19 protein-coding genes are annotated in these 19,744 nt (G+C 72.1%); 12 read left to right on the top strand and 7 right to left on the bottom strand.

Annotated elements, in window-relative coordinates:
• Positions 1–113: 113 nt before the first annotated feature.
• The gene (locus tag ACZ7HQ_RS37810) at positions 114–335 is read right to left on the bottom strand and encodes a response regulator transcription factor (RefSeq protein ID WP_470999894.1); all 222 of its coding nucleotides are present in this window, start codon (positions 333–335) and stop codon (positions 114–116) included.
• A 375-nt stretch (positions 336–710) separates the two neighbouring features.
• Between ACZ7HQ_RS37810 and ACZ7HQ_RS37805 the strand changes: the two genes are divergently transcribed.
• From ACZ7HQ_RS37805 to ACZ7HQ_RS37780, 6 genes are all read left to right on the top strand, one after another.
• Positions 711–1,628: a LysR family transcriptional regulator gene (locus ACZ7HQ_RS37805; protein WP_470999892.1), complete on the top strand. Its 918-nt coding sequence runs from the start codon at positions 711–713 to the stop codon at positions 1,626–1,628.
• Between the two features lie 147 nt (positions 1,629–1,775).
• On the top strand, positions 1,776–3,263 hold the full coding sequence (locus tag ACZ7HQ_RS37800) for an FAD-dependent monooxygenase (RefSeq protein WP_470999923.1): 1,488 nt from the start codon (positions 1,776–1,778) through the stop codon (positions 3,261–3,263).
• Positions 3,264–3,371: 108 nt separating this feature from the next.
• Complete coding sequence (locus tag ACZ7HQ_RS37795) at positions 3,372–4,568, top strand: MFS transporter (RefSeq protein WP_470999890.1); 1,197 nt, start codon at positions 3,372–3,374, stop codon at positions 4,566–4,568.
• Positions 4,569–4,617: 49 nt separating this feature from the next.
• On the top strand, positions 4,618–5,106 hold the full coding sequence (locus ACZ7HQ_RS37790) for a cupin domain-containing protein (protein ID WP_470999921.1): 489 nt from the start codon (positions 4,618–4,620) through the stop codon (positions 5,104–5,106).
• Between the two features lie 186 nt (positions 5,107–5,292).
• Entirely contained in the window at positions 5,293–5,661 is a 369-nt protein-coding gene (locus ACZ7HQ_RS37785) for a hypothetical protein (RefSeq protein WP_470999888.1), read from the top strand.
• Positions 5,662–5,734: 73 nt separating this feature from the next.
• Positions 5,735–6,511: an aquaporin gene (locus tag ACZ7HQ_RS37780; protein WP_470999886.1), complete on the top strand. Its 777-nt coding sequence runs from the start codon at positions 5,735–5,737 to the stop codon at positions 6,509–6,511.
• Between the two features lie 194 nt (positions 6,512–6,705).
• Here ACZ7HQ_RS37780 and ACZ7HQ_RS37775 read toward each other — a convergent pair whose 3' ends face one another.
• Positions 6,706–7,983: a S53 family peptidase gene (locus ACZ7HQ_RS37775; RefSeq protein WP_470999884.1), complete on the bottom strand. Its 1,278-nt coding sequence runs from the start codon at positions 7,981–7,983 to the stop codon at positions 6,706–6,708.
• 260 nt (positions 7,984–8,243) lie between these two features.
• On the opposite strand from ACZ7HQ_RS37775, the gene ACZ7HQ_RS37770 reads away from it, so the two are divergent.
• A complete protein-coding gene (locus ACZ7HQ_RS37770) occupies positions 8,244–9,065 on the top strand; it encodes a TrmB family transcriptional regulator (protein WP_470999882.1) in 822 nt (273 codons plus the stop codon).
• Positions 9,066–9,303: 238 nt separating this feature from the next.
• On the opposite strand, the gene ACZ7HQ_RS37765 is transcribed toward ACZ7HQ_RS37770, so the two are convergent.
• The 3 genes from ACZ7HQ_RS37765 to ACZ7HQ_RS37755 form a co-directional block, all read right to left on the bottom strand.
• Entirely contained in the window at positions 9,304–9,591 is a 288-nt protein-coding gene (locus ACZ7HQ_RS37765; protein ID WP_470999880.1) for an SCO5918 family protein, read from the bottom strand.
• A 231-nt stretch (positions 9,592–9,822) separates the two neighbouring features.
• Positions 9,823–10,026, bottom strand: coding sequence for a cold-shock protein (locus tag ACZ7HQ_RS37760; RefSeq protein WP_007383480.1), 204 nt, complete (start codon positions 10,024–10,026; stop codon positions 9,823–9,825).
• Positions 10,027–10,255: 229 nt separating this feature from the next.
• On the bottom strand, positions 10,256–10,594 hold the full coding sequence (locus ACZ7HQ_RS37755; RefSeq protein WP_470999878.1) for a helix-turn-helix domain-containing protein: 339 nt from the start codon (positions 10,592–10,594) through the stop codon (positions 10,256–10,258).
• Positions 10,595–10,852: 258 nt separating this feature from the next.
• Between ACZ7HQ_RS37755 and ACZ7HQ_RS37750 the strand changes: the two genes are divergently transcribed.
• The 5 genes from ACZ7HQ_RS37750 (at position 10,853) to ACZ7HQ_RS37730 (ending at position 17,872) form a co-directional block, all read left to right on the top strand.
• Entirely contained in the window at positions 10,853–11,788 is a 936-nt protein-coding gene (locus ACZ7HQ_RS37750) for an ABC transporter ATP-binding protein (RefSeq protein WP_470999876.1), read from the top strand.
• Complete coding sequence (locus tag ACZ7HQ_RS37745; RefSeq protein WP_470999874.1) at positions 11,785–12,636, top strand: ABC transporter permease; 852 nt, start codon at positions 11,785–11,787, stop codon at positions 12,634–12,636. Before ACZ7HQ_RS37750 ends, ACZ7HQ_RS37745 begins: the two co-directional genes overlap by 4 nt.
• A 34-nt stretch (positions 12,637–12,670) precedes the next feature.
• Positions 12,671–13,954, top strand: coding sequence for a sensor histidine kinase (locus ACZ7HQ_RS37740; protein WP_470999919.1), 1,284 nt, complete (start codon positions 12,671–12,673; stop codon positions 13,952–13,954).
• On the top strand, positions 13,951–14,619 hold the full coding sequence (locus ACZ7HQ_RS37735) for a response regulator (RefSeq protein ID WP_470999872.1): 669 nt from the start codon (positions 13,951–13,953) through the stop codon (positions 14,617–14,619). The genes ACZ7HQ_RS37740 and ACZ7HQ_RS37735 overlap by 4 nt, the downstream gene beginning before the upstream one ends.
• 97 nt (positions 14,620–14,716) lie before the next feature.
• On the top strand, positions 14,717–17,872 hold the full coding sequence (locus ACZ7HQ_RS37730; protein WP_470999870.1) for an AfsR/SARP family transcriptional regulator: 3,156 nt from the start codon (positions 14,717–14,719) through the stop codon (positions 17,870–17,872).
• Between the two features lie 15 nt (positions 17,873–17,887).
• Here the strand turns inward: ACZ7HQ_RS37730 and ACZ7HQ_RS37725 are convergent, their stop codons facing one another.
• A complete protein-coding gene (locus tag ACZ7HQ_RS37725; protein WP_470999868.1) occupies positions 17,888–18,715 on the bottom strand; it encodes an ABC transporter permease in 828 nt (275 codons plus the stop codon).
• Entirely contained in the window at positions 18,712–19,698 is a 987-nt protein-coding gene (locus ACZ7HQ_RS37720; protein ID WP_470999866.1) for an ATP-binding cassette domain-containing protein, read from the bottom strand. Before ACZ7HQ_RS37720 ends, ACZ7HQ_RS37725 begins: the two co-directional genes overlap by 4 nt.
• Between the last annotated feature and the right edge of the window lie 46 nt (positions 19,699–19,744).

The raw sequence follows: 19,744 nt of genomic DNA, 5'->3' as shown, positions 1-19,744 counted from the left end.
ACCCACCCCCCCCCCCCCCCCTCCCCCCCCCCTCCCCCCCCCGCCCCCCCCCCCCCCCCCCCCCCCCCCCCCCCCCCCCCCCCCCCCCCCCCGCCGCGCAGTCCGGGCCTGCGTCAGGTGGTCATCCTGCGGCGCGCCTTCGAGGTGTGTGCCAGACCCAGCCAGATCGCCATGGCCTCGGCACGGTGGCGGGCCCCCAGCTTGGCGAACAGCCGGTTGATGTGGTTCTTGACGGTCTTCTCGCTGATGAACAGCTCCTGCGCGATCTCGGTGTTGGTGAAGCCGCGCGAGAGCACGTTCATGATGTCCCGCTCCCGGTCGGAGACGTGTGCCAAGTCCCCACAGGGGTGGACCGGTGCTTTGCAGGAGCAGTTCGAGACAGTTTCGCGTATGGCATTGCCTGTCATGCTTTTGTTTCCCCCATTTGGTGAGCTAGGCGCTCCTCGCGATATCCCTTCAAGAAAAGAATGCCCATTCGGTTTGGAGCGCCCTTCGGGAACGCTTCGTGCAGCCAGGGGCGGCACGACCGAAACGGTACCCCGTCCTCCACTGCGGACATCCGCGGTGAGACGGAAGTCACCACTGCCGTCAACGCTACGTAAGCGGCGGTGATTGACTTATTTCGAACCCCAAAATTTACTTTCCCTGTACAATAAACCCGGTTGGGGCTTGCCGTCCAGATCAATCGTGATAACCAGGGGTTGCGCCAGATGAAATCCGTGGACCTGAACCTCCTCATCGCCCTCGACGCGCTCCTGGAGGAAGGCAGTGTCACCGGGGCCGCGGAACGGATGCGCACCTCCACGCCGACCATGAGCCGGACCCTGGCCCGGTTGCGCCGGGCCCTGGGCGACCCGCTCCTGGTCCGTGCGGGCCGCCAGATGGTGCCGACGCCCCGCGCCCTGGCGGTCCGGGAGCAGGTGCGCTCGCTGGTCGAGCAGGCCACCGGGCTGTTCTTGGAGGCCGGGGCGCCGGACCTGTCCTCGCTGACGACGACCTTCACCGTGCAGGCCAACGACATGGTGATCGGGGCGCTCGCCCAGCCGCTGCTGAGCACCGTTCACCGCCAGGCGCCCAACGTGACGGTCCGGTTCGTCCCGGAGGACTCCCACGACAGCACCCCGAAGCTGCGCGAGGGCGCCACCGACCTGGTGGTCAGCGTGGCCGACTCCGCATCCGCCGAGGTCAACAGCGAACGGCTGATGGTCGACCGGGTGCGCGCCGTGGTGCGCGCCGGGCACCCGCTGCTGCGCGGCGAGGTGACCCGGGAGCGGTTCACCGCGGCCCAGCACCTCGGTGTCTCCCGGCGCGGCCGGCTCACCGGCCCCATCGACGACCACCTCGCCGAGTACGGACTGCACCGGCAGGTGGTCTCCGTCGTGCCGAGCTGGGTGGCCTCCTGGCACATGGTCGCGCAGAGCGACCTGGTGGGGCTGGCCGCCGAGCGGCTGAGCCGCCAGGCCGTCTCCCTCCTCGGTCTGCGCACGGTGCGCATTCCGCTGCAGCTCCCGCCGGTCGTCGTCGCGCAGTCCTGGCACATCCGGCACCAGGCCGACCCCACCCACACCTGGTTCCGGCACTGCGTCCGCAGCGTCTTCGAGAGCTGGCAGCCGGACGGCCGGACCTGAGGCGGCCCGCACCGGTGGATTGCCGCCACCCGCAACGCTGCGTTATCCGAATTGCATTTTGTGATCGCCCAGCCCGCCGATACCGTGGAATTGACACTGCTTAATTGATGTGCGGATTTCCGAACAAGGTGGCGGCTGGTGCTGGATATGCAGAGCAATGATTACGACGTCCTCATCGCCGGTGGTGGGCCGGTCGGCCTGATGCTCGCCTGCGAGCTGCGGCTGCACGGCGTTTCCACGCTTGTCGTGGAGCGCCTCGCGCCCGGGGCCAATGAGCCGAGGACGCTGACGATCCACGCCCGCACCCTGGAAATAATGGACCGCCGGAATCTGCTCGCGGATTTCCTGGCCGCCGAAAAGGCCACGGCCAATCTGGACGAGTACCGCCGCCGGCTGGCGAACACCTCCGCGCGCGGTCACTTCGCCGGGCTGTTCGTACTGGGCCAGGGCACCGTCACCACCGAACAGCCCCAGGAACTGGCGCTGTCCCGTGAGGCCACCGAGGCCATCCTGATCCGCCGGGCGACCGGGACCGGTGCCGTGGTCCGCCACGGTGCCCAGGTCGTGGGGCTGGAGCAGGACGCCGGCGGGGTCGCCGTCACGGTGGAGGACGGTGAGGGCCGCAGCGTGGTCCGGGCGGGTTACGTGGTCGGCTGCGACGGCGGACGCAGCAGCGTGCGCAGGCTCGCCCGCATCGACTTCCCGGGCACCGAACCGCAGACGGTGAGCTGGATGGGCCTGGGCACGATCACCGGCCTGGACCGCCTGCCCATGGGCTGGCAGCGGCGCGAGCGCGGCTGGTTCATGCGGATGCCCGACGGCCGGATCTCCACCACCGAGTGGGACCGTCCGCTGCCCGAGACCCCGGCCACCGCCGAGGAGCTGGTCGAGTCCGTCCACCGTGTCACCGGCGAGCGCATCGAGTTCACCGACGTGCGCTTCATCTCCCGCTTCACCGACAGCACCCGACTGGCCGCCCAGTACCGTGCCGGGCGCGTCCTGCTCGCCGGGGACGCGGCGCACGTGCACTTCCCCGCGGGCGGCCAGGGGGCCAACCTCGGCCTCCAGGACGCGGTGAACCTGGGGTGGAAACTCGCGGCCGCCTGTCAGGGCCGCCCCGGGCTCCTGGACACCTACGACGCCGAGCGCCGCCCGGTCGCCGCGCGCGTCCTGCACAACACGCGCGCCCAGGTCGCGCTGATGCGCCCGGGCTCGCAGGTGGACGCGCTGCGCGAGCTGGTCACCGAACTCCTGGGCTTCGACGAGGTCAACGACCACCTGACCGACGCCGTCTACGGGACCGACGTCCACTACGGCGGCGGCGGTGACCCGCGAGTCGGCACCTTCGTCGCCGACCGGCAGCTGAAGACCGACGCGGGGACCGTACGCCTGGCGGAACTGCTGCGCGAGGGGCGCCCGTTGCTGCTGGACCTCACCGGCACCGCCACGGCCGTACGTGCCGCCGAGCCCTGGAGCGACCGCGTACGGGCCGTCACCGCCCTGGACGCCGACGCGGAGGCCGCCGTGCTGCTCGTCCGCCCCGACGGCCATCTCGCGTGGGTCGGTGACGAACCGGTCCCCGGCGAGGACCTGCGCACGGCCCTGACCGACTGGTTCGGGCCGGCCCGCATCTGACCGACCGCCGACATCCGGGACGCCCGGCCGCCCGTCCCGCACGCCCCGGGCCGGTCCCGGCCGGGAGTCCCGGCCGGCCGCCCACCGCTCGTCCCTAGGAGGAGGACCGTGCCCCTAGCACTGGCCGCACTCACCCTGGCCGCCTTCGGCATCGGCACCACCGAGTTCGTCGTGATGGGCCTGCTGCCGACCATCGCGCACGACCTGGACATCTCCATCCCCGACGCCGGGTACCTGGTCTCGGCGTACGCCCTCGGGGTGGTCATCGGTGCCCCGCTGCTGACCCTGGCCGCACGTCGGCTGCCCGCCAAGACCACCCTGCTGTCACTGATGGCCCTCTTCACCGTCGGCAACGTCACGACCGCGCTCGCCCCCAACGAACCGGTCATGCTGGTGACGCGGTTCGTGGCCGGGCTGCCGCACGGGGCGTTCTTCGGCGTGGGCGCCGTCGTCGCCGCCGGCATGGTCTCCGCCGACCGCACCGCCAAGGCGGTGTCGATGATGTTCCTCGGTCTCGCCCTGGCCAACATCGCCGGCGTCCCCCTCGGCACGTATCTCGGCACCACCCTCGGCTGGCGCTCGGCGTTCGTGGTGGTCGCCGTCATCGGCGTGCTCAGCGTGATCGCCATCGGGATCATGATTCCCCGGCAGGAGAAGGCGTCCCCGGCCGGCGTCCGCGACGAACTCGCCGCGTTCCGGCGCGGCGACGTGTGGCTGGCGCTGGGCACCGTCACGGTCGGCTTCGCCAGCATCTTCACCGTCTACAGCTATGTCGCCCCGCTGCTGACCGAGGCCAGTGGGTTCAGCTCCACCTCGGTCAGCTGGCTGCTGGTCCTGCTGGGCGTGGGCATGACGGTGGGCAACGTCGTCGGAGGCCGCGCCGCCGACCGCGCCCTGGTCCCCAGCCTGTACACGGCCCTGGCGGCGCTGGCCGTCGTGCTGGTCCTGTTCGCGCTGGCCGTCCCGCTGAAGGTCACCGCGGCCATCGGGCTCTTCGCCGCCGGCGTCGCCGGGTTCAGCCTCGGTCCGATCATGCAGACCTACATCATGAGCAAGGCCCCGGACAGTGCCTCGCTGGTCTCCGCCTCGGTCCAGTCCGCGTTCAACATCGCCAACTCCCTGGGCGCCTACCTCGGCGGGCTCGTCATCTCGGCCGGCCTCGGCTACACCTCGCCGGTCTGGCTCGGCGCCCTGCTCGCCCTGGTGGGACTCGTCCTGGCCGTCGTCGTCACCGCGGCCACCCGCCGGGGACAGGGCCCCGGGGCCCTGTCCGTACGGAAGCCCCAGCTCAACAATCAGAAGTGACAGAACGGAGGCAAAGGTGTCAGAGGTGTCGCACGTGACCGACGGCCTGATGGTGGAACCGGGTGCGGGCGACCGCATCACGATCGGCGGGCTGCAGATCGAGGTGAAGGTCTCCGCGAAGGACGCCAAGCTGAACTCGACCTTCGAGGTCGTCGTCCCCCCGGGGTTCGACGTCGGCGCCCACCGCCATGACCACGGCGAGGAGATCTTCTACGTCCTGGAGGGTGAACTCGACCTGCTCGCCTTCGAACCGGTGAGCATCACCGGGGACAACTGGCGCGAGTGGCGTTCCCGCGACGGCCGCGACGTGCTGCGGGCGGGCCCCGGCAGCATGATCTTCGTGCCCCCGGGCTGCCCCCACGCGTTCGCCAACCCGACCGACTCCGAGGCCCGGATGCTCTTCCTGTCCTTCCCGGCCGGTCACGAGGACTACCTGCGCGAACTGGCCGACCTGGTGAACAACCAGGCCGGTCCCGAGGCCATCGTCGAGCTCCGCGGGCGCCACGGCATCGAGCAGCTCACCACGATCGCGGCCTGAGCCGGACCGGTCCCGGGCGTCCGTGCCCGCGAGGGGGCGGCCTGCTGCATTGGCAGCACCGACGTCACCGGGTCGGGGGACTGCGCCGCCGCCCGCCGGGCCGGACGTTCCGGATCGGTGTGACGATCGCTCCAGGGTGACCTGGCGACTCACGGCCGTCACCACAGCCGGCAGGAGGACCGATCGATGAACCCCACCCGCAGACGCCTGTTCGGCGTCACCGCGGCGGTGGCCATGGGTGCCACCGCCCTGCTCGGCGCCGGCGCCGGTACCGCCGGCGCCGATGGCGCCCACGCGCACTGCGACCGTGCCGAACGGCCCGTCTGGGGCGACGACCCCAGCCGCAACATGACCGGTCACCACTGCAGCGTGCCGGACGGCGAGGGCCGCTGGTACACCGTCGAGATCGACACCCTCGTCCAGCCCCACCACCGCACGGCGTACCTGGACGGAGCCGTGGACCGGACCGAGACCCTGCATCACCGAACCATCAGGTGCCTGGGCCACACCCCCGGCAACGGCACGGTGAACTGGTTCGGCTGCGTGCCCGACTGAGAGCGGCACCGTCACCTCGGTCACGGCTTGAGACACACTTGTGCCCTGATCGAAAAACGCCACCATGAGCCACATGTCGAAACACGTGCTCAAGGTGATCCGTCGCGTGAGCGCCCCCCTGGCGCGGCGTGCCCTGGCCGAGGCCGTCGGCTCGGCGGCGCTGGTCGCCGTGGCCGTCGGCGCGGGGATACAGGCCACCGAGCTGTCGCACGACGCCGGCGTGCAGCTGCTGGCCGCCTCGCTGGCCACCGTCTTCGGCCTCGGCGTCCTGATCGCGCTGTTCGGGCCGGTCTCCGGCGCCCACCTCAACCCGGTCGTCACGCTGGCGTCCTGGTTCTCCGGCCGCCGCACCGGCGACGGGCTCACCCTGCGCGAGGTGGCCGTGTACGTCCCCGTCCAGGCCGCGGGCGCCGTGGCCGGTGCGGTCCTGGCCGACGCCATGTTCGCCAGGCCGCTGGTGCGGTGGTCGACGCACGACCGCTCGGCCGGGCACCTGCTGCTGGGCGAGGCCGTGGCCACCGCGGGTCTGGTGCTGCTGGTCTCCGGGCTGTCCCGGTCCGGCCGCGCCCACTTCGCCCCGGTCGCGGTGGCGTCGTACATCGGGGCGGCGTACTGGTTCACGTCCTCGACGTCGTTCGCGAACCCGGCGGTGACGTTCGGCAGGGCGTTCACGGACACGTACGCCGGGATCGCGCCGGGCTCGGTCGCCCCCTTCGTCGCGGCGCAGGCGGTGGGCGCCGTGGTCGGGCTGGGGCTCACGGCCGCGGTCTTCGGGCGCCCGGCACCCGTGCCCCCGGCCGCCCCGGCCGGCCGGGGCGAACCCGAACTCGCCGCCCCCACCCTGCCCTGACCCGCTGCCCGGGAGGACACCACTGTGAGCACTCCCGCCGCCGACCGTCCCTCCGCCGCGCCGGCACCGTCGACCCGGCTGCCGTGGAGGCGATGTGCGACTGTGGCCCCTCGGGATGTGCAGGAAGGCCGTACGGGACACGGTGATCCGTGTCCCGTACGGCCTTCGTGCCGTTCTGGCCGGACTGCGCCGGTCTACTTGGTGAAGGCCGCGACACCGTTCGGGCTGCCGAGGCCCGTCGGGCCGTCGTAGCCCTTGCCCGCCTTGCACAGGTAGTTCGCGCAGGACCCGTTGGAGCCCTCGGCGACGTCGTTCAGCTTGTCCGGGTGGGCGTAGGGGTAGGAGGCCGGAACAGCGTCGGCGGCCGGAGCGCCGGCGAGGGCGTAGACACCGGCGATGAACGGGGCGGAGGCGCTGGTGCCGCCGTACACGTTCCAGCCGCTCGCCTGGTAGGTGTCGTAGACCGCGAGACCGGTGGCGGGGTCGGCGACGGCCGCGACGTCGGCGACGGCGCGCTTGGCGCAGCCGGTGTCCTTCTGCCAGGACGGTTTGGCGTCGTACTGCGAGCAGCCCGAGCCCGCTCCGTCACCGCCGGCGGAGGTGCCCCAGACGGACTCGGACCAGCCGCGGGTGCTGCTGTCCTTCTTGAGCGAGGTGCCCCCGACGGCCGTCACGTACTGCGAGGCGGCCGGGTACTCGGTGCCGTATCCGCTGTCGCCGGAGCTGACGGTGATGGCGACGCCGGGGTGCTTGAAGTACTTGTCGTCGGCGGAGGTGTCGGCCGCTTCCTCGTTGCCGCCGTAGCTGTTGGAGACGTACTTGGCGCCCTGCTTGACGGCCTGGTTCACGGCCGCGCCGAGGTCGTCCATGTTCGCGGACTTGGCCTCGACGAGCAGGATGTGGCACTGCGGGCAGGCGGCGCTGACCATGTCCACGTCCAGCGAGATCTCGCCCGCCCAACCCTGGTCAGGGGTCGGGTAGTTGGAGCCGCCGTCCTGGTCGATCTTCTTGAAGCAGCCGTTGCTCGTGCTGCACTCCGGCAGGCCGTACTGGGACCGGTAGGCGGCCAGGTCCTTCTCGGCGTTCGGGTCGTCGTTCGCGTCGACGATCGCGACGGTGGCGCCCTTGCCGCCGTCCTTGGGGAGGTTGTAGGCCGCCTGCAGGTCGGCCGGCCCGAAGCCCTTGGGGGTGTCGTGGCGGCCGAGGGTCAGGTGCGGTTTGAGGTCGGTGCGTACGACCGCCTGGCACGCCATGTAGCCGGGCCTGCTGGGCTCCGAACAGAGCCGGTGGGTGTGCTCCGTTGCAGTCGCGGAGGCGGTGGAGGCCGTGGAGGTCGTGGGTGACGCGGCGGACGTCGTGGCGAAGGCCGCCGACTGCGTGGCGACGGCCAGGCCGCCGGTGATCAGAGCTGCTGCAGACAGGAGCGCGGGCGCGCCGCGGCGTATGGGATTCCTTCTGCGGTGAGAACGCAATGAACTGCCCTCCGTGGGGGGATGGATGGCGCCACGACGACGGCCGGAAGGGGTGTCGCACCCACCCTAATGACAGGGGCATGACAACCGCTTTCCGTTGGGGGTGGTCGTGTGGAGCCGGCTTCCGGGCACTGTTGGTTGCTGCCACCCCGGTCAGTGGTGGCTACTCATGAGGTTATTGACGCTTTGCCGAAGAGAACAGAGCCAGTTGGTAAAACCTTGCCCTCAACTCCTGGCCGGTACAGGTACCTTGTGCGGCCATGGAGCTTGAAGGCGGAACCATCAACGATCTGATGTCGCTGGGCCTGGCCCGGTACGAGGCCCGGGTCTACCTGACACTCATCAGGCGTGGTTCCTACACGGCAGCCGAGGTGGCCCGGGAGGCCGACGTGCCGCGCCAGCGTGTCTACGACGTGCTGGACGCGCTCGTACGGCGGCAGCTGGCCACCATCCGTCCGGGGCGCGTGGCCACGTACTCCGCCGTCACGCCCGAGCTGGCCGTCGCCCGGCTGATGGCTGTGCAACGGGAGTCCGTCGAGCGGCTGGAGCGGGTCTCGCAGGGGTTGGCCGGCGTCCTGCAGCCCCTGTGGTCCCAGGGGCAGGACCACACCGATCCGCTGGACTACATCGAGATCCTGCGCGACCCGAGGGCGATCTCGGAGCGCTTCGCCGACATCCAGCGGCAGGCGCGCCACGAGCTTCTCACCTTCTGCAAGCCGCCGTTCGTCGCGTCCGCCGAGAACGCGGAGGGCATAGCGGCGGTGCGCCGGCTCCACGAGGCGGGCGGCACCGTCCGGGCGATCTACCTCGACGACTCCCTGGCCGACCCCGAGACGGTGGACCACGTGCGGCGCTTCACCGCCGCCGGCGAGGAGGCCCGCTTCGCCCCCGACCTGCCCCTGAAACTCGTGATCGCCGACGGCTCCCTCGTGCTGTGCGACATGCCCGACCCGGTGGCCGGCGCGGACACCACCACCACACTCTTCATCGAGCACCCGGCCCTCGCGGGCTGTCTGCGGCTCGCTTTCCACACCGTGTGGAAAGAGGCCACGCCGGGCCCGGAGCCGAGCCCGGCGCCGTGACGGGAAGACCGTCCCAGGCGTGCACCGGTTGCCGCCGGGCAGCCTGGCGGCGACAACCGGGCGGAGCGAGCCGCACAGGCCTCGCGCGGCTTGCGGCTCATTGCCGAACCGCTGGTACCACGGGACGCGGTTCGCGTGTCCGGCCCGCTCACCGACCGGGTGCCACATCCTCGGCCTCGCAACCCACGAACGGCCGACTACCTGCCGCCGCCCCGGACGGCGCTACCGCGTCACCGCGTCACCAGCCGAGCGCCCCCTCGTCGGCGCCCGCGTCCAGGGCCGGCATGACCGGCCGCGGGTCGTGGCAGGTGAAGCCGAGCCGGGTCAGGGCCCGGCGCATCTCACCCGAGGTGAAGTCGCGCCGGTTCTGCCTCGTGATCACTTCCCCGACCTGCATCACGGGGTAGACGCGGCGGCCGATGGTCACGGACACGCCGGTGACGGGTTCGGGCGTGATGCCGCTCATCGACTGCTCGACCTCGCTCTTGACCAGGTCGAACGGGTAACGGGCGATGACACAGCGCATGGCTGCCTCCACAGGACGTGCTACGGCGGTCGGTCGGCGGTCAGGGGTGCGCCCGGAGCGGGAACGGCGTCAAGGCCTTCGAATGACCCGAAGAAAAGAAGAGAAGAAAAGCAGGAGAAAAAGAAGAAAAGAAAAGGTGATAAAAGAAAAATGCCGGGGCCCGCACCCCAAGAGCGCGGGTCCCAGCCACGTGGTGCGCGAGCCCGTGGCTCGCGACCGTTCGCGTCAGTGTCAGGCGGGAACGATGTTCTCGGCCTGCGGGCCCTTCTGGCCCTGCGTGACGTCGAAGGTAACCTTCTGGCCTTCCTGAAGCTCGCGGAAGCCGGAGGTGGCGATGTTCGAGTAGTGGGCGAACACGTCAGCGCCGCCGCCGTCCTGCTCGATGAAGCCGAAGCCCTTTTCCGCGTTGAACCACTTCACGGTGCCAGATGCCATATTGAATCTCCCTTGGGGGGCAGTGCCGGACTCCGCACTTTGCGGATCCGAGTCGCCGCGATGATCACCCCTCCGGAAAGATCCGGAAAGCTCTGCAAAGAAAAAATCTCTGGCAACCAAAACTGCAACTGCTATCACGCTAACACAAGCCGGGTGGCCGCGGCATGTGTTTTCGATGTCGCCCGGCGGTTCTCATCCCGCCGGGCGCGGCATTTCTGTATCCGTGGGACTAGGTATCCGGGCCCCGCTCGTACAGTTTCCGGTGCATTTCCCGGTTCAGGCGCAGGGCGTCGTCGAGCTGGTTCTCCAAGGAGATGATGCGGCACGCGGCCTCGACGGGGGTGCCCTGGTCGACCAGCTCCCGGGCGCGGGCGGCGATGCGCAACTGGCGGCGGGAGTAGCGGCGGTGGCCGCCTTCCGAACGCAGCGGGCTGATCAGCCCGGTGTCGCCGACGGACCGCAGGAAGGCGGGTGTCGTGCCGAGAACGTCTGCGGCCCGGCCCATGGTGTAGGCGGGATAGTCGTCATCGTCGAGGTTGCCGGCGACGGGGGCGTTCTCAGCGGGCATAGCACCTTCGTTTCGGGGACGCGGCGAGGGACCCGGGCGTGCCGCGTCGTGCGGCAACCCTAACTCCGGCGCGCACGCGGACATGGGGCCGCCGTGGCAGATTTCCCGCCCCGGCACCAGGAGGGTGGTAGTACCCCGGTACCACCCGCCGGCCGGGGTTCAGCCCCCGGTACCACCGGATCCGGCAGATCGCGGCCCTAGCGTGGCGGAGGAGGCGTCGGGCGCGCCGGGCGCCGGAGTCCGAGGGAGAGAACGCGAATGATCGAGGCACAGCAGCTCACCAAGAGGTACGGGGAGAAGACAGCCGTCGACGGTCTGGACTTCACCGTGAAGCCGGGCACAGTGACCGGGTTCCTCGGCCCCAACGGAGCAGGCAAGTCCACGACGATGCGCATGATCATCGGACTCGACGCGCCGACGAGCGGCTCCGTCACGGTGAACGGACAGCGCTACGCCCGTCACCAGGCGCCGCTGCAGGAGGTCGGGGCGCTCCTGGAGGCGAAGTCGATCCACCCGGGCCGCTCGGCCTACAACCACCTCCGGGCGCTCGCGCTGACCCACGGCATACCGCGCCGCCGGGTCGACGAGGTCGTCGAACTCGCCGGTCTCGGCAGCGTCGCGAAGAAGCGGGCGGGTGCCTTCTCCCTCGGCATGGGCCAGCGGCTCGGCATCGCGGCGGCCCTGCTCGGCGATCCCCAGACGGTGATGCTGGACGAGCCGGTCAACGGGCTGGACCCCGAGGGCGTGCTGTGGATCCGCAATCTGCTCACCTCCCTCGCGGCCGAGGGACGCACGGTGTTCGTCTCCTCGCACCTGATGAGCGAGGTCGCGCTGGTCGCGGACCACCTGATCATCGTCGGCCGGGGCCGGCTGCTGGCCGACACGACCGTACGGAACCTGGTCCGCGAGGCGGGCGGCGACACCGTGCAGGTCGCGACGCAGGACCCCGCACGGCTGCGGGACGTGCTGGCCGGGCCGGGCGTGGAGGTCACCGGCCGCGTCGGCACCGAGGAACTGCAGGTCACCGGGATGTCCGCCCGTGAGATCGGGCTGAAGGCGGCCGAGCACGGGATCCCGCTGTTCGAGCTGACCACCAAGGCGGTGTCCCTGGAGGAGGCATTCATGGAACTGACCAGGGACGCCGTGGAGTACCACGGCTCCACCGGCACCGAGACCTCCGGGAGCGCGGCATGAGCACCCTCACGGCGACACCCGAGACCCCCGAGGCCGCCGCTCAGGCGCCGGGCCGCCCCGTCCACCGGGTGACCGGACGGCGCGTGCTGGCCTCGGAGTGGGCCAAGCTCTGGTCCCTCAGGTCCACCTGGATCACCCTCGGCCTGGGCCTGCTGTTCCTCGTGGCCTTCGGCGTCATCGCCGCGAGCCACTACAAGTCCGGTCTCGACTCCGGCCGGCACATGGACCGCGACTTCGCCACCGCGACCGCCGTGAGCCTGTCCCTCTTCGGCACGAACTTCGCCCAGCTCGCCCTCGGCGTGCTCGGCGTGCTGGTCACGGCGGGCGAGTACTCCACCGGCATGATCCGCTCGACCCTCGCCGCCGTACCGCGCCGACTGCCCGTGCTGTGGTCCAAGGCGGCGGTGTACGGACTGGTCGCCCTCGTGGTCGCGACCGTGGGCACGTTCGCCGCCTTCCTCGTCGGCAGCCGGATCGTGTCCGGCACGCCCGCCGCCATGGGCCTCGGCCACGCGGGCGTCGTCCGCAGCCTGTTGGGTGCCGGGCTCTACCTCGGCCTGGTCGGCGTGATCGGCACCGCCCTCGGGGCGCTGCTGCGGTCCGTCGCCGGCGGCATCTCGGTCCTGGTCGCCGCCCTCATGCTGGTGCCCGGACTGGTCTCCCTGCTGCCCACCTCGTGGCAGGGCGACATCGACCCCTACCTGCCGAGCCACGCGGGCGAGTCGCTCTTCGCGCTGACCCATGACTCCACCACCCTGTCGCCCTCCGCCGGACTCCTGGTCTTCCTCGGCTGGACGGCGCTGGCGCTGGCGGGGGCGGCGTACCGGCTGCTGCGCAGCGACGTCTGAGCGACGGCACCCGCATCATGGGCCTGTGGACTCCGTGACCCCCGATGAGCTCAGCGGGATGGGGCCGCTGGTCGCCCGGCTCGGCCGGGCCGGCCAGCGGCTCCGGCACGCCGACCAGGCCCGTCCGTGGGTGCTGGACACCGCGGTGGTGGTGCTGGTCTTCCTGATGTTCTGCCTGCCGGACCTGCTGCACGGGGTGCACGGGGACGGCGACGGCCCGCGCCACTTCCGCCTGGCGTTCACCCGGCTGCCCGTCGCCGGCATGCTGGTCCTGCAGGCCGGACTGGTGCTGCCGCTGCTGTGGCGGCGGCGGGCGCCCGCGGTGGCCTTCGGCGCCGTGACGGCCGTGTTCGTCCTCCAGTGGTCCCTCGGCGCCGCACTCCGTGCGGACGTCGCCCTCTTCGTCGCCCTGTACAGCCTGGCCCTGCACGGGCGGCTACGGCAGCTGTCGTGGGCCTGTGCGGTCATGGCGGGTGCGCTGGGTCTGGTCGCGGCGCGGGTCTCGGCGGCGGTGTCGGTCTGGGACGCGCTCTTCTTCCTGCTCAGCACGGCGACCGCGGCCCTGGCCCTGGGCCTGATGATCCGCATCCGGCGGGCCCAGCTGGCCGGGCTGCGGGACCGTGCGGCCCGGCTGGAGACCGAACGCGACCAGCGGGGCAGGCTCGCCGTGGCGGCCGAGCGGGCGCGGGTGGCCCGCGAGATGCACGACATCGTCGGCCACAACCTGTCCGTCATCATCACCCTCGCCGACGCGGGCGCCTACGCCACCGCCGTCGCCCCGGAACGCGGCAGGGAGGCCCTGCACCTCATCGGCGACAGCGGCCGTCAGGCGCTCAGCGAACTGCGCCGGGTGCTCGGTGTGCTGCGCGAGGCGGACAGCCCGCCCGGCGAGCCCGAGCTGAGCCCGCAGCCCTCTCTCGCGGACGTCGACGCGCTGTGCGAGGGGGTCCGCGCCGCCGGTCTGGAGGTCGTCTACCGTACGGCCGGTGACGTCGACGCCCTCGACAGCGGAGTGCAGCTCACGGTCTACCGCATCGTGCAGGAGGCCCTGACGAACACCCTCAAACACGCCGGCGCGGGCGCCCGTGCGAGCCTGGCGATCGTCGTGGAGGACGCACGGCTGACCATCACGGTCCAGGACTCCGGGCCATCCGCACCGGCCGGCCGTCCCGGCACGGCGAACGAGGAAGGACACGGCCTGGTGGGCATGCGCGAACGAGCGGCTCTTTACGGCGGACACGTCAGCGCGGGGCCCGCGGGCCCGGGATGGACGGTGCGCGCCGCCCTCGACCTGGCTCCCCGGGGTGGTGCCCGGTGACCACCGTGCTCGTCGTGGACGACCAGCCGCTGCAGCGGTACGGCTTTCGCATGCTGCTGGACTCCGTCCCCGAGACGGAGGTGGTCGGGGAGGCCGCACACGGGGCCGAGGCCGTGCGCAGGGCCGCCGAACTCCGCCCGGACGTCGTCCTCATGGACGTACGCATGCCCGGCATGGACGGCATCGAGGCCACGCGCCGCATCGTCGCCGCCGGCGACCGCTCCCGCGTCCTCGTCCTGACCACCTTCGACCTGGACGAGTACGTCCACGCGGCCCTGCGCGCCGGAGCCAGCGGTTTCCTCCTCAAGGACGCCCGTCCCGAGGAACTCCTCGCCGGTATCCGCGCGGTGGCCGTCGGCGACGCGGTCATCGCGCCCGCGCTCACCCGCCGCCTGCTGCACGAGTTCGCCCGTCTCGTACCACCCGGCGGCGCCGGCTGCGCCGAGGACCCGCGCCTGAGCGCCCTCACCGACCGCGAACGCGAGATCCTCGTCGCCATCGGCAGGGGCTGGACCAATGGCGAGATCGCCACGCGGTTCGTCCTGTCGGAGTCCACGGTGAAGACGCACGTCGGCCGCGTCCTGTCCAAGATCGGCGCCCGCGACCGCGTCCAGGCGGTGATCTTCGCCTACGACCACGGCCTGGCCCGCCCTCACTCGGCCTGAACGACGGCTCGGCGACGGCTTCGTCCCTCCGGCCTTTACCGGACACGGCCCGTGCTGGATGCTGTGTCGGATCGTCGGTTGATCATGGGGGAACGCCGTGCGGATAGTTCTGCTGGGCCCGGTCCAGCTCCAGGTGCGCGAAGACGGGGAGGGCGCGGACGCCGCGCCGCCGGCCGCGGTGTCGGGAGCCCGGCTGCGCATGCTGTTCGCCCGGCTCGCCCTGGAGGCCGGGCGCCCGGTGCCCGTGGACGCGCTGGTCGACGGCCTGTGGGGGGAGGAACCGCCGGCCGAGGCGGGCAACGCGCTGCAGTCCCTGGTGTCCCGGCTGCGCAGGGCGCTGGGCGGCGCGGCCCGCGTGGAGTCCACCGCCGGGGGCTACCGGCTCACCGCGGACGACGCGGTGGAGGTCGATGCCGCACGGTTCGAGGAGCTGGCCGCCGAGGGCCGAAAGCGGTGCGCGGCGGGCCACTACGACGACGCGGCGGCCGTACTGCGCGAGGCGCTGGGGCTGTGGCAGGGCGAGGCCCTCGCCGACGTGCGGGAGGCGCCCTTCGCCGCCGCTGTCGTCACCCGCCTCGACGATCTGCGGGCGGCGGCGGCCCAGGACCTGTTCGAGGCGGAGCTGCGGCTCGGCCGGCACACGGAGATCCTCGCCGACCTGGGCACCGCGGCAGCCGCCCACCCGCTGAACGAGCGCCTGGCCGAGCTGCGGATGCGGGCGCTGTGGGCGGCGGGCCGCCAGTCGGACGCGCTCGAGGCGTACGAGGAGATCCGCGAGCGGCTCGCCGACGAGCTGGGCGTCGATCCGTCGGCCGGTCTCAGGGAGACCCATCTCGCGCTGCTGCGCGGAGAGTTGGAGCATCCGCGGGCGGACCGGCCGCAGACGGTGGCGAGCCGGCTGCCGGCCCCGCTGACCAGCTTCGTCGGCCGCGAGCGCGAACTGGACCAACTGGCCGCGCTGATGGCCGCGTCCCGCCTGGTCACGATCGTCGGCCCGGGCGGCGCGGGCAAGACCCGGCTGTCCCTCGAAGCCGTCGGCCGGGACCGGGCCCAGGCGCGCGGCCCCGTCTGGTTCGTGCCGCTCGCCGGGGTCGGCGCGTCCGTCCGGCCGGCCGACGCCGTGCTCGGCGTGGTCGGTTCCACGGACGGTGGCCTCTACGACGCCGGGCGCACCCGGGGCGCCGCACCCGTCGACCGGCTGGCGGAGCTCCTCGACATCGGCGACGCCGTCCTCGTCCTCGACAACTGTGAGCACATCGTCGACGCCGCAGCCGAACTCGCCGGTCAGCTCCTGCAGCGGCTCCCGCGGTTGAGGATCCTTGCCAGCAGCAGGGAACCCCTCGCCATCGACGGCGAGGCGCTGTGTCATCTCGGCCCGCTCGACGTGCCCGCCGGCGCGCCGGAGCCCGCCGAGGCGGCACGGTCGGCCGCGGTGCGGCTGTTCGTCGACCGGGCCCGGAGCGTCCGGCCGGGCTTCACACTCGACCACGCCACGGTCGGCGCCGTGACCGAGATCTGCCGGCGGCTAGACGGGCTGCCGCTCGCCCTGGAGCTGGCCGCCGCCAAGCTGCGCTCGATGAGCGTCGACCAGATCGCCCGCCGCCTCGACGACCGGTTCCGGCTGCTCACCTCGGGCAGCCGCACGGCCCTGCCGCGCCAGCGCACCCTGCTCGCGGTCGTCGAGTGGAGCTGGGACCTGCTCGATGCGCCCGAACGGATCCTCGCCCGCCGGCTGTCCGCGTTCCCCGGCGGAGCGACGCTCGCCGCCCTCGAAGCGGTCTGCGCGGACGCGGAGCTCCCCGCCGACGACATCCTCTACGTACTCGACGCGCTCATCGAGAAGTCGCTGGTCCACCCCTCGGACCCAGGTGACGGCGAGCCGCGCTACCGGATGCTGGAGACCGTCCGCGCCTATGCCGCCACCCGGCTCGGCGCCGGCGGGGACGACCTCACCGGCCCGTTCGCGCGGTACTTCCTCGCCCTCGCCCAGGAACACGAACCCCGGCTGCGCACCGGCCGGCAGCTCGACGCGATCGCGGTGTTCGACGCCGAGCATCCCAACATGGTCCATGCGCTGCGCACGGCCGTGGACGCCGGGGACGGGGACCTGGCCGCCCGGTTCGTCGCAGCGCTGTCCTGGTACTGGGGTGTGCGCGGCATGAGTTCCCAGCTGGAGTCGGCGCTCGCCGAGCTGGACGCCCTCGGTGGCGCGCCACCCCGGTCGGGCCTGCTGGTCGCGGACGTGGACTCGGCGGGCGCCCGCGAGTTCCACCCGGCCGGGCTGTTCCTGCGCATCTCCCGGCTCGCCGTCTCGGACGACGAGCCGGAGACCCCCGAGGGCCGCCTCGCGCGCTCGCTGAGGTCGCCCGACCCATGGGTGCGGGCCAGTGCCCACCTCGCGTACGACTTCGTCCTCACCGAGCGGGGCGATCTGCGCACCGGAGAGGCGTCCCGGCTGGCGGCGCTGCGCGGCTTCGAGGAGGTGGGCGACCGGTGGGGCCTGGTGATGAGCCTGCTCCCGATCGGCCGTGACCACTCCCTGCGCGGCGCGTACGCGCAGGCCATCGCCACGTTCGAGCGGGTGGTCGCGCTCAGCTCGGAGCTCGGCACCGACGACTACCTGGACCTGGGCCGGGTCCGGCTGGCCCGTGAGCGGCGGCGCAGTGGCGACCTGGCCGGGGCGCGGCGCGACCTGGAGTGGGCGCAGGCCCAGGCCAGGGAGCGGGGCCATCGCCGTCTGGAGGCCAACATCGTGGCCGGCCTGGCCAATCTGCACCGCAGGGAGGGCGACCTGGCGGGCGCCGACCGGATCCTCGACGAGCTGGAGAAGTTCGTCCACGGCCCGTGCTCCATCCCCGGGGAACTGGCCAGGAACCTGATCGTCAGTACCCGGATGGAGAACCGGCTGGCCGCGGGCGACGCGGCCGGGGCGCGCGCCCTGCTGCCAGAGGCGGCCGGCGGGCTGCTGGCCCAGGGCGCGGGGGCGGGCCTCGCCTGGGTCGCGGAGCTGCTCGGCGGGCTGCTCGCGCTGGAGGGCGACCCGGCCGGGGCGGCACGCTCGCTCGGCACGAGCCAGGTGATGCGGGGCGCCTTCGACGCGGGCGAGCCCGAACTGCGCGAACTCGTCGAGCGGCTGAGGGGGCGGCTCGGCGAGCAGGGGTACCGGGCGGCGTTCGACGGGGGCGCCGCCTCGGGGCGGGCGGACGCGCTGAACCGGCTGGCCGAGGAAGTCGGCCGGCCGGTTGGCGCGTAGCGTCCGGGTGCTCCGTCAGCCGACGTTCCTGCGGTAGGCGCGCATCGCCAACGGGAAGAAGACCGCGACCATGCCGGCCATCCAGCCGAGGCTGCCGAGCAGCGGGTGCGCGACCGCGCCGCCGTTGAGCAGCCCGCGCACGGTGTCGGCCATCAGGCTGACCGGGTTGACGTCCGACCAGGCCTGCAGCCAGCCCGGCATGGTCCGGTCCGGCACGAACACGTTGCTGGCGAAGGTCAGCGGCAGCACCACGATCGTCATCAGGCCCTGCACGGATCCGGGGGTCTTGGCCAGCATGCCGATGTACACGGACAGCCAGGAGAAGCTCAGCGCGAAACCGACGAGCAGGACCAGCGCGGCGAGCGTGGACAGCGGGTCCGTCCCGATCCGGTAGCCCATGATCAGGGCGAGCACCAGCAGGGTGCCGAGGCACACGACGTAGCGCACGAAGTCGGCGAGGACGGCGCCGACGAGCGGCCCCGAGCGGGCGATCGGCATGGACCGGAACCGGTCGAACATGCCGGTGCTCGCATCGGCGTTGAGCGAGACACCGATGCCGATGCTCGCCTGGAAGACGGTCATCACCATGACCCCCGGCGTGATCATCTGCAGGTACGCGTCGTCATCGCCGCCGGAGATGGCGCCGCCGAAGATGTAGACGAACATCAGCAGCGAGATGACCGGCGTCAGCACCACGTCGGTGAGCTGCATCGGGGACTTCATGAACTTGGTGACGCCGCGCCCGGCGAGGGCGAGGCTGTGCCGCAGGGACCGGGCCGCACCCACGCGCAGGGGGGCGGCGGCCTGACGGGTGGTGCGGGCGGGGATGGTCTGGGCGCTCATGCCGCGGTCCTCTCGGCGTAGGTGTCGTCGTTCTGCTTGTCGACGGTGGTGGCGGAGCGGCCGGTCAGGGCCAGGAAGACCTCGTCGAGGCTGGGCAGGCGCAGCCCCATCTCGTCGGTGCCGATGCCGTCCGCGGCCAGGCGGCGGGCCAGGGCGGACACCAGCAGCGGGTCGTCGGCGGGCACGGTCAGCAGCCCGTTCGTACCGTCCTGGACGGGGGCGGTGCCGGTGAGCTCGGTCAGCATCGCGGCCACCCGGGCCACGTCCTGCGGCAGCGACGGACGGACCTGGAGGATCTGCCCGCCGACCCGGCGCTTCAGTTCCCCGGGCCGGCCCTCGGCGACCACCCGGCCGCGGTCGAACACCGTGATGCTGTCGGCGAGTTGATCGGCCTCCTCCAGGTACTGCGTGGTGAGGAGCACCGTGGAACCGTCGTCGACCAGGCGCCGGACCACGTCCCACACCTCGCCGCGGGCGTGCGGGTCGAGGCCGGTGGTCGGCTCGTCCAGGTAGAGCACCTCAGGCCGGCCGACCAGGCTCGCCGCCAGGTCGAGGCGACGGCGCATCCCGCCGGAGAAGGTGCTGAGCGGCCGGTCCGCCGCCTCGGTCAGCGAGAACTGCTCCAGCAGCTGGGCGGCCCGTACCTTCGCGGCCCGCTTCGACAGATCGAGCAGCCGCCCGAGCAGCACCAGGTTCTCCGTACCGGTGAGGCCCTCGTCGACGGACGCGTACTGCCCGGTGAGACCGATGAGCCGGCGCACCCGCACCGGGTCCCGCACCACGTCGTGACCGCCGACCGTGGCCCGGCCGGCGTCCGGCCGCATCAGCGTCGACAGGATCCGTACGGTGGTGGTCTTGCCCGCCCCGTTCGGCCCGAGCACACCGATCACCCTGCCGGCCGGCACCTCCAGGTCGACGCCGTCCAGCGCGACCATGTCCCCGTAACGTTTGACCAGACCCTCGGCCCGGATGGCGTACGACATCTGCGCCCCCACCTCTTCGCTCGTCCGCTCTCGCGGTTCTCGCCGC

Source organism: Streptomyces sp. NPDC037290, assembly GCF_055603245.1.
Note: the sequence above shows the minus strand (reverse complement) of the source record. Positions and strands in the feature narration are given on the sequence as shown.

Excerpts from the sequence above, each read along its gene's own strand:
- ACZ7HQ_RS37805 (WP_470999892.1), top strand. The coding sequence starts at position 711 with ATGAAATCCGTGGACCTGAACCTCCTCATCGCCCTCGACGCGCTCCTG.
- ACZ7HQ_RS37800 (WP_470999923.1), top strand. The coding sequence starts at position 1,776 with ATGCAGAGCAATGATTACGACGTCCTCATCGCCGGTGGTGGGCCGGTC.
- ACZ7HQ_RS37790 (WP_470999921.1), top strand. The coding sequence starts at position 4,618 with ATGGTGGAACCGGGTGCGGGCGACCGCATCACGATCGGCGGGCTGCAG.
- ACZ7HQ_RS37785 (WP_470999888.1), top strand. The coding sequence starts at position 5,293 with ATGAACCCCACCCGCAGACGCCTGTTCGGCGTCACCGCGGCGGTGGCC.
- ACZ7HQ_RS37780 (WP_470999886.1), top strand. The coding sequence starts at position 5,735 with ATGTCGAAACACGTGCTCAAGGTGATCCGTCGCGTGAGCGCCCCCCTG.
- ACZ7HQ_RS37770 (WP_470999882.1), top strand. The coding sequence starts at position 8,244 with ATGGAGCTTGAAGGCGGAACCATCAACGATCTGATGTCGCTGGGCCTG.
- ACZ7HQ_RS37765 (WP_470999880.1), bottom strand. The coding sequence starts at position 9,591 with ATGCGCTGTGTCATCGCCCGTTACCCGTTCGACCTGGTCAAGAGCGAG.
- ACZ7HQ_RS37760 (WP_007383480.1), bottom strand. The coding sequence starts at position 10,026 with ATGGCATCTGGCACCGTGAAGTGGTTCAACGCGGAAAAGGGCTTCGGC.
- ACZ7HQ_RS37755 (WP_470999878.1), bottom strand. The coding sequence starts at position 10,594 with ATGCCCGCTGAGAACGCCCCCGTCGCCGGCAACCTCGACGATGACGAC.
- ACZ7HQ_RS37750 (WP_470999876.1), top strand. The coding sequence starts at position 10,853 with ATGATCGAGGCACAGCAGCTCACCAAGAGGTACGGGGAGAAGACAGCC.
- ACZ7HQ_RS37745 (WP_470999874.1), top strand. The coding sequence starts at position 11,785 with ATGAGCACCCTCACGGCGACACCCGAGACCCCCGAGGCCGCCGCTCAG.
- ACZ7HQ_RS37725 (WP_470999868.1), bottom strand. The coding sequence starts at position 18,715 with ATGAGCGCCCAGACCATCCCCGCCCGCACCACCCGTCAGGCCGCCGCC.
- ACZ7HQ_RS37720 (WP_470999866.1), bottom strand. The coding sequence starts at position 19,698 with ATGTCGTACGCCATCCGGGCCGAGGGTCTGGTCAAACGTTACGGGGAC.